Here is a 13,712-nt window from a genome sequence, read left to right on the forward strand (position 1 = left end):
CGTCTGTCCACCGTCGGTCCACAAGACTCCACAGGGTTGTCCACAGCTGTGAAGGGTGTGACAAAGGGTGTGTGGGGGTCCCGGATGCGTCTCGCGACGCCTTCTGGTGCGTGTGGAATGACCCGTGATGAGGCCCTTGAATCGGACGAAGTGTGCGCGTCTCGACAGCGAGACCCGGGAGTCACACGGTTCGTCTTCCGTCGGGCGGGGTCTTTCTCGCGAATCGGGGCGGGTATCCGTTCGGGGCGGAACGCCGGACTCGGCAGGGGGCCGCACAGGGCCTGTTACAGCCTCTCGCAGCGGTCCTGGGTCCGCGCACCCGGGCGTGCGGACGCCATCGGGCGTCGATCTGTTGCTGCCGCCGTCGCCGACCGTCATCTGCGTCGCGTTCGGTGTCGGCAGAGGGCCGGCCGGAGACGCGGGGGCGAGAACAAGCGGGGCCGGGCACAAGCGGCGGCGGGCACAAGCGGCGGCGCGAGCGCACAGCGTGGGTGAGTTCCGGTGTGGAGCTCAGAGGGACCGCGAACGCTCCTTGATCCGGGCCGTCAGCTCCTGGATCTGGTCGTACGTGCGCCGGTCGTCCTTGATCTCCTTGAGGATCTTGCGCTGGGCGTACATGACCGTCGTGTGGTCCTTGCCACCGAAGGTGACGCCGATCTTGGGAAGCGACAGGTCGGTCAGCTCGCGACACAGGTACATGGCGATCTGGCGGGCCCGCGACAACGACCGGGTCTTGGAGGTGCCGCACAGTTCGTCGATGCTCGTGGAGAAGAACTCCGCGGTCACCGCCATGATGGTCGCGGCCGAGATCTGTAGGGAGTCGTCGTCCGAGACGACATCACGGAGCACTACCTCCGCGAGCGGCACATCGATCTCGTGGCCGTTGAGGGAGGCGAACGCCACCACCCGGATGAGAGCTCCTTCGAGCTCACGGATGTTGCGCTGGACCCGCGTCGCGATGAGCTCGAGGACGTCCCTCGGGACCACGTAGTTCTCGGACTTGGCCTTCTTGTCGATGATCGCGATACGCGTCTCCAGCTCGGGTGGCTGGATATCGGTGATCAGACCCCACTCGAACCGGGTGCGCAGGCGGTCCTCCAGCGGCTGCAGTTGCTTGGGCGGCCGGTCGGACGAGATCACGATCTGCTTCTGCGCGTTGTGGATCGTGTTGAAGGTGTGGAAGAACTCCTCCTGGACCTGTTCCTTGCCGATGAGGAACTGGATGTCGTCCACCAGGAGAATGTCCGCCTCGCGGTACCGCTTCTTGAACATGTTCTGGCGGCCGTCGCGGACGGAGTTGATGAAGTCGTTGGTGAACTCCTCGGTCGAGACGTACTTGACCTTCTGCTCGGAGTACATCCGCAGGGAGTAGTGCCCGATCGCGTGGAGCAGGTGGGTCTTGCCCAGACCGGACTCGCCCCAGATGAACAGCGGGTTGTACGCACGGGCCGGTGCCTCGGCGACCGCCAGTGCGGCGGCCCGGGCGAAACGGTTCGAATTGCCCTGGACGAAGGCGCTGAACGTGTAGCGCTCGTTCAACCCGGGCGCGGTCGCGGCAGACAACGCCTCGTCGCGGTCGCTGCCGTGGAGGAGTCGCTCGGCGGCGATCTGCTCCTCGGTCATCCGCCGGGGGCGGGTCGTGGCGGGCGGGTGCTCGTCCTCCGCACCGGGGCCGTGGATGTCCTCCGCGTCGATGGCCGGGTGGTCGGCGTCGTCCGTCGGTAGTTGAGCCCCGGCGAGTGACGTGTCCACCTTGACGGCCAGATCGATCGGCTCCCCGAGCTGCGAGCTCAGTGCGCGCGTGATGGGACCGCGGAGGATGGACTCGATGTTGTCGCGGGCGAAGGCCGACGGGGCGGCGAGCATCGCGAAACCGTTGACCACGGCGATCGGCTGGACGAGCCGGAGCCACGCCTGCTGCTGGCGCGACAGGGCCGGATTGTCGTCACTGGCCAGTTCCGGATCGGTCAGCTTGTCGAGGACGGCACTCCACACGTGTTCGAGTTCAGGAGACACGGTGGGCGGTCTCCTCTCGTCGGGTGTCGGGCGTTGCTGGTGGTCCGGGTTGCCGGCGGGACCGGGAACCACACTCTATCCACAGGCTCCGACCCAGGTCCACCGAGGTATCCACATGGTTGTCCACAGCTGTGGGAAGACAGACCCCTCCCGTCGGTTCGCGGGTAGGTCATCGGTGGGGAGGGGTCGGAGGTGCTTGTTCGGATTCACGTCGCGTCTTGCAGCCCTGGTGGGGCTCGCCTGAGGAATGACGGTAACAACATGGTGATCCGGGGGGCAACCCTCAAGATAGACTGGAGGGCGGATGTCAAGCATCGCGGCCGTGGGCGTGTCGTTGTGGCCAGGAAACTGGTATCAGTGAGACGAATGGGATTACACGGTTTGGCGGCCGACGCCTCGGGCGCGTAATCTTGAGCAGTCTGTCGTGCGCCCGTGGGCGCCCGGCGCGTCGTGGTGCCGCCGTCCTTCGGTGATTCGACGACGTCTCGAACTCGATCGGGCGCTGGACACGGCGCCGACTTCACGTGAGGAGCCAACCATGGCCAAGGGCAAGCGGACCTTCCAGCCGAACAACCGTCGTCGTGCCAAGGTGCACGGCTTCCGTCTGCGCATGCGCACCCGCGCCGGTCGCGGCATCGTCGGCGCCCGCCGGCGTAAGGGCCGCGCGTCGCTGACGGCCTGATTCCGGCCGGGGTGGCGGGTGCTCCCCAGGTCGCACCGGCTCCACCGTTCCGCTGACTTCGCGACGGTGGTGCGCAAGGGTGCCAGGAAGGGCCGCCGCACCATGGTCGTACACGCCCACGTGGACTCCTCGGATGTCCGCGTGGGCGGTCCGCGTTTCGGGCTGGTTGTCAGCAAAGCCGTCGGGGACTCGGTGACTCGTCACCGCGTCAGCCGACGGCTTCGTCATATCGCGGGCGGCCTGCTGGACGAGGCCGGCGACGATCTCCTGGTGGTGATCCGGGCCAACCCGGCCTCCGCGGGTGCGTCGCACGACGACCTCGTGCGGGATATGCGCGCGGGGCTCGCCGCTGCCGCCGCTCGCGCCAGGGGCTCGTCGTGAGCACGGGGCGCCCGGGTCCCATCGCGCGGATCCTGTTGTGGATGCTCGACTTCTACCAGAAGGGCATCTCCCCCTGGACCCCACCGAGCTGCCGATTCGAACCCACGTGCAGTAGTTACGCCGTCGAGGCGGTACGCGTCCACGGAGCCTGGTACGGCACCTGGCTCTCGGTGTGGCGTCTCCTGCGCTGTGGGCCGTGGACACCGGGCGGGTGGGATCCGGTCCCCCGGCCCCGTGCACCTGATCCACCGGGCCACGAGCCCCACGAGCACACCGACAATTCTCGAACGTAGCTAGGACTCCACCACCCATGTCGTTCATCACCAACCCGTTGGTCTATTACCCGATCTCCGGCATCCTCTGGTTCTGGCACAAGATCTTCGCGTTCCTCGGCGGTCTGCTCCCCTGGGTGGAGGCGCCGGATTCCAACGGGGTCATCTGGGCCCTGTCGGTGATCTTCCTCGTCTTCACCCTCCGCGCGATGCTGTTCTGGCCGGCGGCAAAACAGATCCGCTTCTCCCGCAAGATGCAGGAGATGCAGCCCAAGATGAAGGAGCTGCAGAAGCGGTACAAGAACGACCGCGAGAAGTTGGCGGTCGAGACCCGGAAGCTGCAGAAGCAGGAGGGGTTCAACCCCCTCCTGGGTTGCCTACCGATGCTGATCCAGATCCCGGTCTTCCTGGGTCTGTTCCACGTGCTGCGGTCGTTCAACCGGATGGGTTCGCAGTTCGGCGCGCTCGGGATGAGCGCCGAGGAGACGCGCAACACGGGCAACTACGTGTTCAACGCGGACGAGGTGCAGAGCTTCCTCGACGCCCGCCTGTTCGGTGCTCCGCTCTCGTCCTTCATCTCCCAGCCGGTCGAGCAGTTCCAGGCGTTCGTGGAGCCGGGCGCGATGCTCGACTTCGCCCGGTGGAACATCATTCTCGTCGCCATTCCGCTGATGATCGTCTCGGCGGTGACGACTCACTTCAACGCGCGGATCTCCCTGTCCCGCCAGTCGCCTGAGGCCGCGGCGAACCCGCAGGCCAAGATCATGAACCAGCTCATGCTGTGGGCCTTCCCCATCGGCATCCTGGTGACCGGTGCGTTCTGGCCGATGGCGATCCTCGTGTACATGGTCACGAATAACCTCTGGACCCTCGGCCAGCAGTACTTCCTGTACGAGAAGATGGCCAAGGAGGACGACGCCGCGGCCCTCCTGCGGCGCGAGGAGCAGAAGGCGCTCGCACCGCGGGTGGGTGTGAAGCCCACCAAGCCCAAGAAGAACCGCGCCGCCGCGACGGGAGCCGGCGTGGTGTCGGATCCGGCCGGGGAGGTGGGTACCGCGACGGTGGACGACGACGAGGTGATCGACTCCGACCCGGGGCCTGCGGTCGCTCCGGCATCCGCTCCACGCCCGGGTCAACGGCCTCAGGCTCCCGGCGGGCAGCGCAGTAGACCGGCCCAGAAGGGATCGGGTTCGAGTCCCAAGAACAAGAAGAAGAAAAAGAAGCGTTGACCCGCTAGGGAAACGTGAGTGGACAAGGTCCCCGATGCTCCGGCGTCGGGGACCTTGTCCCATACTTGGGGTAGATAGTCGTCGCACCCCCGGGGTTCGGCGATCGGCGGTCACGACGGAGGCAGGTCCATGTCCAAGAGGAACATCGAGGTGTCCGAGGAACGATTGGTCGAGGAGGGCGAGGTCGCTGGCGACTATCTCGAGCAGTTCCTCGACATCCTCGATTTCGACGGGGACATCGATCTGGACGTCGAGGGTGATCGGGCTGTGGTGAGCATCGTGGGCGGCGACGACTTGGATACGTTGGTCGGCTCGGACGGGTCGGTGTTGGACGCTATCCAGGAGTTGACGCGTCTCGCGGTGCAACAGGAACTCGGCGATCGGAGTCGGTTGATGCTCGACATCGCCGGCTGGCGTGAGGCGAAGCGCGAAGCTCTGACCGAATCCGGCCGCGTGGCAGCGCAGCGGGTTCTCGAGTCAGGTGAGTCGGAGGAACTCGAGCCCATGACGCCGTTCGAACGCAAGATCATCCACGATGCGATCGCGGAGATCGATGGTGTCACCTCGGACTCGACCGGCGTCGAGCCCAACCGCCGGGTGGTGGTCCTGCCCGGGTGACGGGCGGCTCGGGGCAGGGGTGCGAGCCGGACGGCTCGCACCCCTGATCTGTGTCCGAGGGTCTAATGACAATGATGTGATTCACCGGCGGTGTTTCACGTGAAACAGTGGCTTTGCGGCCGCGAGAAGGAGCGCGAGACCATGAACGGACACACGGGCCACGAAGCGTCACGTGACAGCGACGGGGCTTCCAGGACTGCGGGTGAGACACCGGCCGAACCGGGCTCGATGTCCGGCTCCGGTGATCTGCCCTCGCCCCCGCCCGCTGCCGCTGAAGTGTTCGGTGATCGGTTGGGTCTCGCGACGCGGTACGTCGATTTCCTCGCGACGGCCGGGCTCGAGCGCGGGTTGATGGGTCCGCGTGAGCGTCCTCGACTGTGGGATCGGCACGTCCTCAACAGTGCGGCTGCTGAATCTCAGCTGGCGCAGGGCGTGTCTGTCGTCGATATCGGGAGCGGCGCAGGCCTCCCTGGTATCCCCCTGGCGCTCGCGCGCCCAGATCTGACGATCACTCTGGTCGAGCCACTTCTCCGTCGGGTCACGTTTCTCGAGGAGATCATCGCCGAGCTCGGCATCGATGTCCGTGTCATTCGGGGTCGCGCCGAGGAGAAACCGGTCATCGTCGAGGCGGGCGAGGCGGACGTCGTGACGTCCCGGGCAGTGGCACCGCTGGCGAAGCTCGCCGGGTGGTCTGCTCCGCTGCTGAAGGTGGGCGGCCGTATGGTTGCCCTCAAGGGCGAGTCGGCAGTCGACGAGGTCGAGCGTGATCGTGCGGCGCTCGGCAAACTCGGGTTCGACGACGTTCGCGTCGAGACCGTCGCTGCCCCGGATGCCGAACCGACGAGGCTGGTGATCGGCACCCTGGCGACTAGGATGGGGGGCCGTGGCTCCCGATCCCGCGGACGCGGGCGTCGGTCTCACTGAGGCCTGACGGGGACGTGTCCAGTGTCGGTTTCACGTGAAACAATGGCACCCACACGGCGGCAGGCTCGCCGCGCTCAGGATGCAACTCGAAAGGTGACGGATGTCCTACGACGAGACCCCGATCTTCGCGGCCGCGCGCCAGGCGAACGAGGTCCTCCACGGGGATGCACCGGCACTCCCCCGTCCCGAGTCGCCGCGGATCGTGACGATCGCAAACCAGAAGGGCGGGGTGGGCAAGACCACGTCCACCGTCAACCTCGCCGCTGCTCTCGCTCTGGGTGGGCTCGGGGTGCTCGTGATCGATATGGATCCGCAGGGCAATGCGAGTACGGCGCTCGGTGTCGATCACCGCGAGGGCACACCGTCGAGCTATGACCTTCTGATGTGGGAGGCGTCCGTCGATGAGTTGATGCAGAAGAGTCCCCACGCCGAGCGCTTGTTCTGCGTACCTGCGACCATCGATCTCGCGGGATCGGAGATCGAGCTGGTCGGGCTCCCCCAGCGGGAACGACGTCTCGCCGAAGTCCTCCTGCCGGAGGACTTGCAGTCGCTCGGTATCGACTACGTCTTTCTTGACTGTCCGCCCTCGCTCGGTCTGCTCACCGTGAATGCGATGGTCGCTGCTCGCGAGGTCCTCATCCCGATCCAGTGTGAGTACTACGCCCTCGAGGGAGTGGGTCAGCTTCTCCGTAACGTCGAACTCATCCAACAACATCTGAATACGGATCTGGAGATCTCGACCATCATGCTGACGATGTACGACGGACGCACCAAGCTCGCCGAGCAGGTCGCCGGTGAGGTCCGGAAGCACTTCGGTGACACCGTGTTGCGGACGGTGATCCCGCGAAGCGTCAAGGTGTCCGAGGCACCGGGTTACGGGATGACCATCCTCCAGTACGACGCGGGGTCGCGCGGTGCACTGGCCTACCTGGACGCCGCCCGCGAGATCAATGCACGGGGAGGGCCGGCCGGTCCGGGAGAACTCGTATCCACGCCCACCGCGGGTGAAGCTGAGGGCGTCGACCGCCCGGAGGAGAACTGATGAGCCAGCAGCGTAAGGGCGGTCTCGGGCGGGGTCTCGCGGCCCTCATCCCCACCGGCCCCGACGAAGGGCCTCGGCTCGGAAACGACGCCGCCGACCTGATCCTGGGGCCTCGAGGTGGCGGTCCGCGTACCACTCCCCCACGTCCGCGCTCGTCCGGCGCCGGGAATCGGGGTCCGGCGGATACGGAGCTCACCGGTACCGCGTCATCGACGGCCCGCGCGGCCGAGACCGGCTCGCACGCCGACACCGGCTCGCACGCCGACGATGGTTCACCCGTTTCACGTGAAACAACAGAGTTGGTGGACCCCGGCGCCGTCTACCGTGAGATCTCCCCGGCCGAGATCGACCCCAACCCGAAGCAGCCCCGCACCCACTTCGATGAGGAGGCGTTGGCCGAACTCGCTCATTCCGTCAAGGAATTCGGACTCCTCCAGCCCATCGTCGTCCGTGAGATGTCCGGTGGGCGCTATCAGCTCATCATGGGTGAGCGACGCTGGCGGGCGAGCCAGCGCGCGAAGCTCGAGACGATTCCGGCGATCGTTCGGCAGACCGACGACGAGGATCTGCTGCGGGACGCTCTGCTCGAGAACATCCACCGGGTACAGCTCAACCCTCTCGAAGAAGCCGCCGCCTACCAGCAGCTGCTGGAAGAGTTCGACGTGACCCAGTCAGAACTCGCGACCCGCATCGGCCGATCCCGCCCCGCGATCACCAACAGCATCCGCCTGCTCCAGCTGCCGACCGCCGTACAGCGGCGGGTCGCGGCTGGTGTCCTGTCAGCGGGACATGCGCGCGCACTCCTGGGCCTCGAGGCGGGGGCGCCGGCACAGGACGAGCTCGCCGCCCGGATCGTCGCCGAGGGCCTGTCGGTGCGGGCGACCGAGGAGCTCGTCACCCTCGCCAACCGCGATCCCGGGGACACCACGGACAAGCCAAAGCCCCCGCCCCGCGGACGCCAGCGCAACCCGGAGCTGGAGGCGGTGGCGGGTCGGCTGTCAGACCGCTTCGAGACCTCCGTGTCGGTCACGATGGGGCGCCGTAAGGGACGTATCACCATCGACGTCGGCGACACCGATGATCTGGCCCGGGTACTCGCACTTCTCGAGGGCGGGTCGACCGCAGCGCCGCGATGATCTCCCTCCGCCCGCTGGACCTGTCGGCGGTGGACCAGCTGGGTCCTCGCGCCCGGCGTTGCGTCTATTGGCAAACCGACGGTGAGCAGTCCCCGGGAGATCCGGAGTTCGAGAAGGAAGCGTGGATCTCACACGTATCCCTGGAATGGGGTGTCTGCGGCCAGCTCGCCACCTACGGGGACCGATCGACGGCTGCCGCCTTCTACGCCCCCCCGGGGATGGTGCCGCGGGCAACGTGCTTCCCGACCTCGCCCGTCGGCGCTGACGCTGTGCTGCTCGCCGGCATGAGTGTCGAGCACGGCGCACCGGCAGGGGTACTGACCGCGTTGCTCGACGCCGTCGTCGTCAATGTTCGAAGCCGCGGAATCAAGGCCATCGAGGCCTTCGGGGTCACGTCCGAGGACCCCGGGCATGTTACGTCACGTGACGGGTGCGGCGCGGACTCGTGCGTGCCGGGGATGAGCTTTCTGGTCGAGCACGGTTTCACGGTGGTGGCACCCCACGAGACCCATCCCCGCCTCCGGCTCGATATCGAGAGCGAGCACTTGTGGAAGGCGGATGTGGAGCGCGCCCTCGATCAGCTCTTCGCCGAACACGGATTCGCCACCCGGCGGCTCGGGGTGCTGTCGGGCGCGTCGGCGAGCGCCGTCGCCCGGGGGCTCTGACACCCCGGGAATCACGACACCCCGGTCCCGACTCCCCCGGGGTGGCCGGAGCCGCGATCAGTCGCGCTGGCGCTGCTCGTAGTCGATGAGGTCGTCGACGGACATCGACCCGGTGGGATGATCGTCCTCGTCGAGGAGGTACAGACGTTTCACGCCCACGAGGATCGAGTCGATGATGGTGTCCTGGGCGGCACGATCGCCGAGGATCTCGAGATCCTGCGGGTTGTACGCGTAGCCCAGGTAGATCTGCACGGACGGCATGCGGGTCATTCGCAGCAACGGCCAGCTCCGGCCATGGGTCCGGCAGTCGCGAAGAGTGGTGCGGCTGACGATCTCCCGCTGGATGAAGCCGGATAGGGCCTCACCGAGCATGGACTCCGCGCCGAGCGAGTTTCCGAAGTAGAACGTCGCGACCCCGTTGCCCACCGGATTCGGGTGGCGGTCCAGGCGGAGCGAGATGATGAGATCGGCGTTGAACGCGTTGGCTATCTCGGCGCGCTCGGGATCGGTCGGGATCATCGCCTCGGGCCGGGAGAGGAAGACCTCCACGCCGGCCTGGTTCATCCGCTCGGAGAGCCGCCGGGTGATGTCCCAGAGCAGTTCCGCGTCGGTGATGGTCCCGTAGGGGGTGTCGATCCGGATTGGATTCTCGGACCCACTGGGGCCGGGATCGAGGACGATCCGTTTACCGGCGAGCATGGGACCGGAGGTGCGGGCCCGCTCCTTCTCGACGAGAGAGGCGACGTCCCCGCCCTTGAACAGGGTCGAGAAGCGGCTCAGGGTGTCCAGGGTCTCGGCACCGACCACACCGTCCGCGGGGAGCGCGCAGTCGCGCTGGAAGTCGGTGACGGCCGCGTGCGTGAGGGGGCCGAAAGTCCCGTCCACCAGGCCGGCGTAGAACCCGAGCTCGCCGAGTCGTCGCTGCAGTTGGGCGATATCGTCCCCCGCCATCGGCCTGGAGACGATATAGCTCAGGTCCCGGGTCCCCAGCACGTGGCTGGCGTCGTGGAGCGCGGCCTGGGTGGCCGGACCCACGATACCGTCGGAGATCAGCGCACGCGCCTGCTGGAAGGCCAGAACGGCCTTCTCCAGGTCGGCGTCGAAGACGGCGTCGGTACGCGCGAGCACTGACCCGGTCTCGGGCTCGGTGACCCCGACCGACTCGATGTTGTGCAGCAGACCCATGCCCGCGAGGGTGGCCCGGATGGCGGCCACCTCGGGCCCACGGTCACCACGCCTCCACGCCATGGGTCTCCTCCCGCTCTCCTAGTGTTGGGTACCCGGATGAACTTACCGCCTCACACGCGGACATGCCCCGTCCGCGCCGGGCGGTGGGGGAACGCCACGGGGGAGCGCCACAGCGTAGCGACACAGGGTAGCGACCCGGTGCCGCAGGCGTGTGTGTCAGGCGCCGAGAACGTCGCCCAGCTCGGCTCGGAGCGCCGACTTGGACTTGGCGCCCGTGATGCGCTTGACCGGCTGTCCCTCCGAGAACAACAGCATCGCGGGGATCGCGGTGATCTGGTACTCGGCGGCGAGTTCCTGGTTGGCTTCGACGTCGACCTTGGCCACGGTCAGCTTGTCCGCCTCCGAGCCCGCCAGCTCGTCGAGGACCGGCGCCATCATGGTGCACGGGCGGCACCATGTGGCCCAGAAGTCCACGAGAACGGGCTTGGAGCCGCTGGCGGTGAGCACGGCGTCGGCGAAGTCGGCCTCGGTGACGTCGATGATGTTGGGGGTGTCGGCCATGAGGTGGTCCTTTCGGGTGGGTGGACGGGGCCCGGTTGTTCCGGGCCCGGTGCGGGCTCAGGCCTGCTCTGCGAGCCAGCGCTCGGCGTCGATCGAGGCGGCGCACCCCGAACCGGCGGCGGTGATGGCCTGGCGGTAGCGCTTGTCGACGAGGTCGCCACAGGCGAACACCCCGGGAAGGGAGGTGGCGGTGGTCTGACCGGTGAGGACGTAGCCGTCCTCGTCGACCTCGACCTGGTCGCGGGCCAGCTCGGAACGGGGATCGTGGCCGATCGCGACGAACATGGCGGCGGTCTCGAGCTCACTGGTCTCACCGGTGACGGTGTCGCGCAGACGGAGTTTCTCGACCGAGCCGGTCGCGCCGGCCAGCACCTCGTCCACGGCCGTGTTGAGGATGAACGAGATCTTCTCGTTCTCCCGTGCCCGCTCGAGCATGATCTTGGAGGCGCGGAACTCCTCACGGCGGTGCACGATCGTCACTGAGGAACCGAACTTGGTGAGGAAGGTGGCCTCCTCCATGGCGGAGTCGCCGCCGCCGACCACGACGATCGGCTTGTCGCGGAAGAAGAATCCGTCACACGTGGCGCACGAGCTCACGCCCCGGCCGAGGAACTCCTGCTCCCCCGGGACCCCGAGGTAGCGGGCCGCGGCACCCATCGCGAGGATCACGGCGCGGGCGCGGTGTTCCTCCTCGCCGACCCGGACGGTCTTGATGTCCCCGGCGAGGTCCATGGACGTCACGTCCTCCATCCGGAGGTCGGCCCCGAACCGCTCGGCCTGCTCACGCATCTGCATCATGAGATCGGGGCCCATCATGCCCTCGGCGAAGCCGGGGAAGTTCTCGACCTCGGTCGTGGTCATGAGCGCTCCACCGAACTGGGAGCCCTCGAAGACGACGGGCTTGAGCTCGGCCCGCGCGGAGTAGATGGCGGCGGTGTACCCGGCCGGGCCGGATCCGACGATGATGACGTCGTGGACGGTGTCGCTCATGAGTTCTCGGGGCTCCTCGGGCGGTTGGTGGCTCGTGAGTCGGAACCGGCATCAGGTGCCGGGTCTTCTAGTGGCCACAACACCCCGGGGGGCTGCCTTGTTCCCGCGCCCGCCCACCGGGTGACGGGAGGAACACCCTCACACGGTGAGGGTGACCCCCTCGAGCAGGGCCGCGAGTTTCGCGCGGCCACGGGAGCACCGGCTCTTCACGGTGCCCGGGGGGATGTTGAGCAGGTGGCTCGCCTCGGCGACGGTGCACCGCAGCATGTCGACGACGACGACGGCGTCCCGCTGATCGTCGGGCAGTTCCGCCAACGCCTCGGCCACGATGATCGCGTACGCCGGGTCCTGGTGGAAGTGGTCACGCAGGGTGACCTGTTCGTGCAGGGACGGGGTGAGCTGGGTGTGGGTGCGCAGGCGCTGGGCCCGCATCTTGTCCAGGCAGGCGTTGACCACGATGCGGTAGAGCCACCCCTGCACCGGGCAGGCGTGGCGGAAGGTGTCCGCCTTCCGGTACGCCGAGACGAGAGCCTCCTGCAGGGCCTCGGCGGCGTCGTCGCGGTTGAACGACGTGCGGATGGCCAACCGCCAGAGGTAGTCGTAGTGCCGCCGGACGAGGGCGGAGAAGGCGTCGGGGTCGCCGGCGACGTGCGCGTCCAGCAGTTCGGCGTCGGACAGCGGGGACTCGGCTGTCAGTGCGGGCCGGGCCCTGGGAACGGACTCTGCCCTGAGAACGGACCCTGCCCCGGGAGCGGACTGGGCGCTGAGCGGGGATTCCGCGCCTGCGGGCGGGGCAGGGGAACCCGCCGCGGTGGGGACGGCGGTACCGGTGTTCACGGCCGTCACCGTAACCCGGCCGGGCCGCCCGTGGGGACGTCTCCCGGCCGGTCAGCGGGTCAGTTCGACCTCGCTGATCGTGGCCTCGTAGGACTGGGCACCGGAGGTACCCAGGCGGGTGATCCACACCAGGACGTACCCGGACTCCCGCGGGTCATCGATCGTCACGGTGGCCGACCCGTCGCGGACGGTGCCCGCTCCGAGACGGGTGGTCTCGTCGAGTGACTCCGGAGAGGCACCGGGCGCGGACCGCACCTCGAAGCGCACGCCGTCATCCCCCGAGCGGAGCACCACCCGTCGGACCTCCTGCTCACCGTCCAGTGTGAGCATCAACCCGATACCCGGCTTGTAGGCCGACGGGCCGTCGCCGATCTGGGACCGGTAGGCGTCGCTGGACCACGAGGTGGACCGGTCACCGTCGACCACGTTGGGGGCATCCGCCGAGTTCTCCGCGACGCCGTTCGAGGACGAGGGCTGCCAGGTGGTGACGGTCGACACGGAGACCGGGGTGGTCGGGGTGGCCTCCTCCGCCTCGTCCGCCTCGTCCCCGGTGTCACCTGCGGCGGAGTCATCGGCCGCGGGCTCGGCGGTCTGGGCGGCGCGACTGGCCTGGGCGGCTCGTTCGATCGCGTCGAGCTGCTGTGAGAGCGGGGTGTCGTTGCGGGTGCCGCCGAACCCCCCGAGCATCCACGTGAACAGCAAGGCGATCACCACGACCGCGGCCGCGCCGGTCCCGGCCATGATCTGCCAGCGGCGCTTCTGGACCTCCGGGTCCGGCTCGCTGTACGGCGCGGGTTCGAAACCCGCCTCCGCCGAGGACCACTCCGCCGGCGATCCCTCCGCCGACGACCACTCCCCCGACGTCCATCCCGTCGCCGCGGCGCCCGACGGGTAGGCGACCCGGGAGGAGGCCCCGGGGGCGGCGCGCCGCGGCCCGCCGACGCGATCGGTCACCATCGCCCTCACGGTGGCCGCCGAGCTGACCGACGACCCGTCGAGAGACCGCATGGCCAGCACCGCGGATTCCGGCGCCACCCCGGTACCGGCCACCGTGGGGTCGAGGACCTCGTCGTCGTCGTCCCTCCGGGCGGGACCGGGCCGACCGTCGGTCGGTTCGTACAGATCGGAACCCTCGGGCAGCGGGAGCGGCCACGCTCCGGTGAGCAGCGCG

At 68.0% G+C, this 13,712-nt stretch carries 14 protein-coding genes and 1 pseudogene; 9 read left to right on the plus strand and 6 right to left on the minus strand.

Translation table 11 applies throughout. The features are described from left to right. Nucleotides 1-510: 510 nt before the first annotated feature. The gene (dnaA, locus tag G6024_RS12495; protein ID WP_159148842.1) at nucleotides 511-2,016 is read right to left on the minus strand and encodes a chromosomal replication initiator protein DnaA; all 1,506 of its coding nucleotides are present in this window, start codon (nucleotides 2,014-2,016) and stop codon (nucleotides 511-513) included. 538 nt (nucleotides 2,017-2,554) lie between these two features. Between dnaA and rpmH the strand changes: the two genes are divergently transcribed. The 9 genes from rpmH to G6024_RS12540 all read left to right on the plus strand — a co-directional run bounded on the left by rpmH (nucleotide 2,555) and on the right by G6024_RS12540 (nucleotide 8,965). After that, nucleotides 2,555-2,698: a 50S ribosomal protein L34 gene (gene rpmH / locus G6024_RS12500; protein WP_007629603.1), complete on the plus strand. Its 144-nt coding sequence runs from the start codon at nucleotides 2,555-2,557 to the stop codon at nucleotides 2,696-2,698. Between the two features lie 18 nt (nucleotides 2,699-2,716). Further along, nucleotides 2,717-3,079, plus strand: a complete 363-nt coding sequence (gene rnpA / locus G6024_RS12505) for a ribonuclease P protein component (RefSeq protein WP_159148843.1) — start codon at nucleotides 2,717-2,719, stop codon at nucleotides 3,077-3,079. A 41-nt stretch (nucleotides 3,080-3,120) separates the two neighbouring features. Next, entirely contained in the window at nucleotides 3,121-3,372 is a 252-nt protein-coding gene (yidD, locus tag G6024_RS12510) for a membrane protein insertion efficiency factor YidD (RefSeq protein ID WP_187353839.1), read from the plus strand. A 17-nt stretch (nucleotides 3,373-3,389) separates the two neighbouring features. Continuing rightward, the gene (gene yidC, locus G6024_RS12515) at nucleotides 3,390-4,580 is read left to right on the plus strand and encodes a membrane protein insertase YidC (RefSeq protein WP_159148844.1); all 1,191 of its coding nucleotides are present in this window, start codon (nucleotides 3,390-3,392) and stop codon (nucleotides 4,578-4,580) included. Nucleotides 4,581-4,709: 129 nt separating this feature from the next. Further along, nucleotides 4,710-5,198: a Jag family protein gene (locus tag G6024_RS12520; protein ID WP_159148845.1), complete on the plus strand. Its 489-nt coding sequence runs from the start codon at nucleotides 4,710-4,712 to the stop codon at nucleotides 5,196-5,198. Nucleotides 5,199-5,426: 228 nt separating this feature from the next. Then, on the plus strand, nucleotides 5,427-6,122 hold the full coding sequence (gene rsmG / locus G6024_RS12525; RefSeq protein WP_067720189.1) for a 16S rRNA (guanine(527)-N(7))-methyltransferase RsmG: 696 nt from the start codon (nucleotides 5,427-5,429) through the stop codon (nucleotides 6,120-6,122). Nucleotides 6,123-6,222: 100 nt separating this feature from the next. Next, on the plus strand, nucleotides 6,223-7,164 hold the full coding sequence (locus G6024_RS12530; protein ID WP_235027891.1) for a ParA family protein: 942 nt from the start codon (nucleotides 6,223-6,225) through the stop codon (nucleotides 7,162-7,164). Beyond that, nucleotides 7,164-8,300 (plus strand): ParB/RepB/Spo0J family partition protein, encoded by a 1,137-nt coding sequence (locus tag G6024_RS12535; RefSeq protein ID WP_067720185.1) that lies wholly within the window; start codon nucleotides 7,164-7,166, stop codon nucleotides 8,298-8,300. The genes G6024_RS12530 and G6024_RS12535 overlap by 1 nt, the downstream gene beginning before the upstream one ends. Further along, nucleotides 8,297-8,965 (plus strand): hypothetical protein, encoded by a 669-nt coding sequence (locus G6024_RS12540; RefSeq protein ID WP_067720183.1) that lies wholly within the window; start codon nucleotides 8,297-8,299, stop codon nucleotides 8,963-8,965. Before G6024_RS12535 ends, G6024_RS12540 begins: the two co-directional genes overlap by 4 nt. A 57-nt stretch (nucleotides 8,966-9,022) precedes the next feature. On the opposite strand, the gene G6024_RS12545 is transcribed toward G6024_RS12540, so the two are convergent. The 5 genes and pseudogenes from G6024_RS12545 to G6024_RS12565 all read right to left on the minus strand — a co-directional run. Next, a complete protein-coding gene (locus tag G6024_RS12545; RefSeq protein WP_067720182.1) occupies nucleotides 9,023-10,213 on the minus strand; it encodes an N-acetylmuramoyl-L-alanine amidase in 1,191 nt (396 codons plus the stop codon). 156 nt (nucleotides 10,214-10,369) lie between these two features. Next, nucleotides 10,370-10,714 carry a thioredoxin gene (trxA, locus tag G6024_RS12550; protein ID WP_067720180.1) on the minus strand — a complete coding sequence of 115 codons (345 nt, stop codon included), beginning with the start codon at nucleotides 10,712-10,714 and terminating at the stop codon, nucleotides 10,370-10,372. 57 nt (nucleotides 10,715-10,771) lie between these two features. Beyond that, complete coding sequence (gene trxB / locus G6024_RS12555) at nucleotides 10,772-11,704, minus strand: thioredoxin-disulfide reductase (protein WP_067720178.1); 933 nt, start codon at nucleotides 11,702-11,704, stop codon at nucleotides 10,772-10,774. 138 nt (nucleotides 11,705-11,842) lie between these two features. Continuing rightward, nucleotides 11,843-12,541 carry an RNA polymerase sigma factor SigM gene (sigM, locus tag G6024_RS12560; RefSeq protein WP_371518032.1) on the minus strand — a complete coding sequence of 233 codons (699 nt, stop codon included), beginning with the start codon at nucleotides 12,539-12,541 and terminating at the stop codon, nucleotides 11,843-11,845. A 51-nt stretch (nucleotides 12,542-12,592) separates the two neighbouring features. Then, nucleotides 12,593-13,712 (minus strand): annotated as a pseudogene (locus G6024_RS12565) (protein kinase family protein); the annotation flags it as partial.

The organism is Dietzia maris (assembly GCF_014144855.1).
Lineage (GTDB): Bacteria > Actinomycetota > Actinomycetes > Mycobacteriales > Mycobacteriaceae > Dietzia > Dietzia kunjamensis.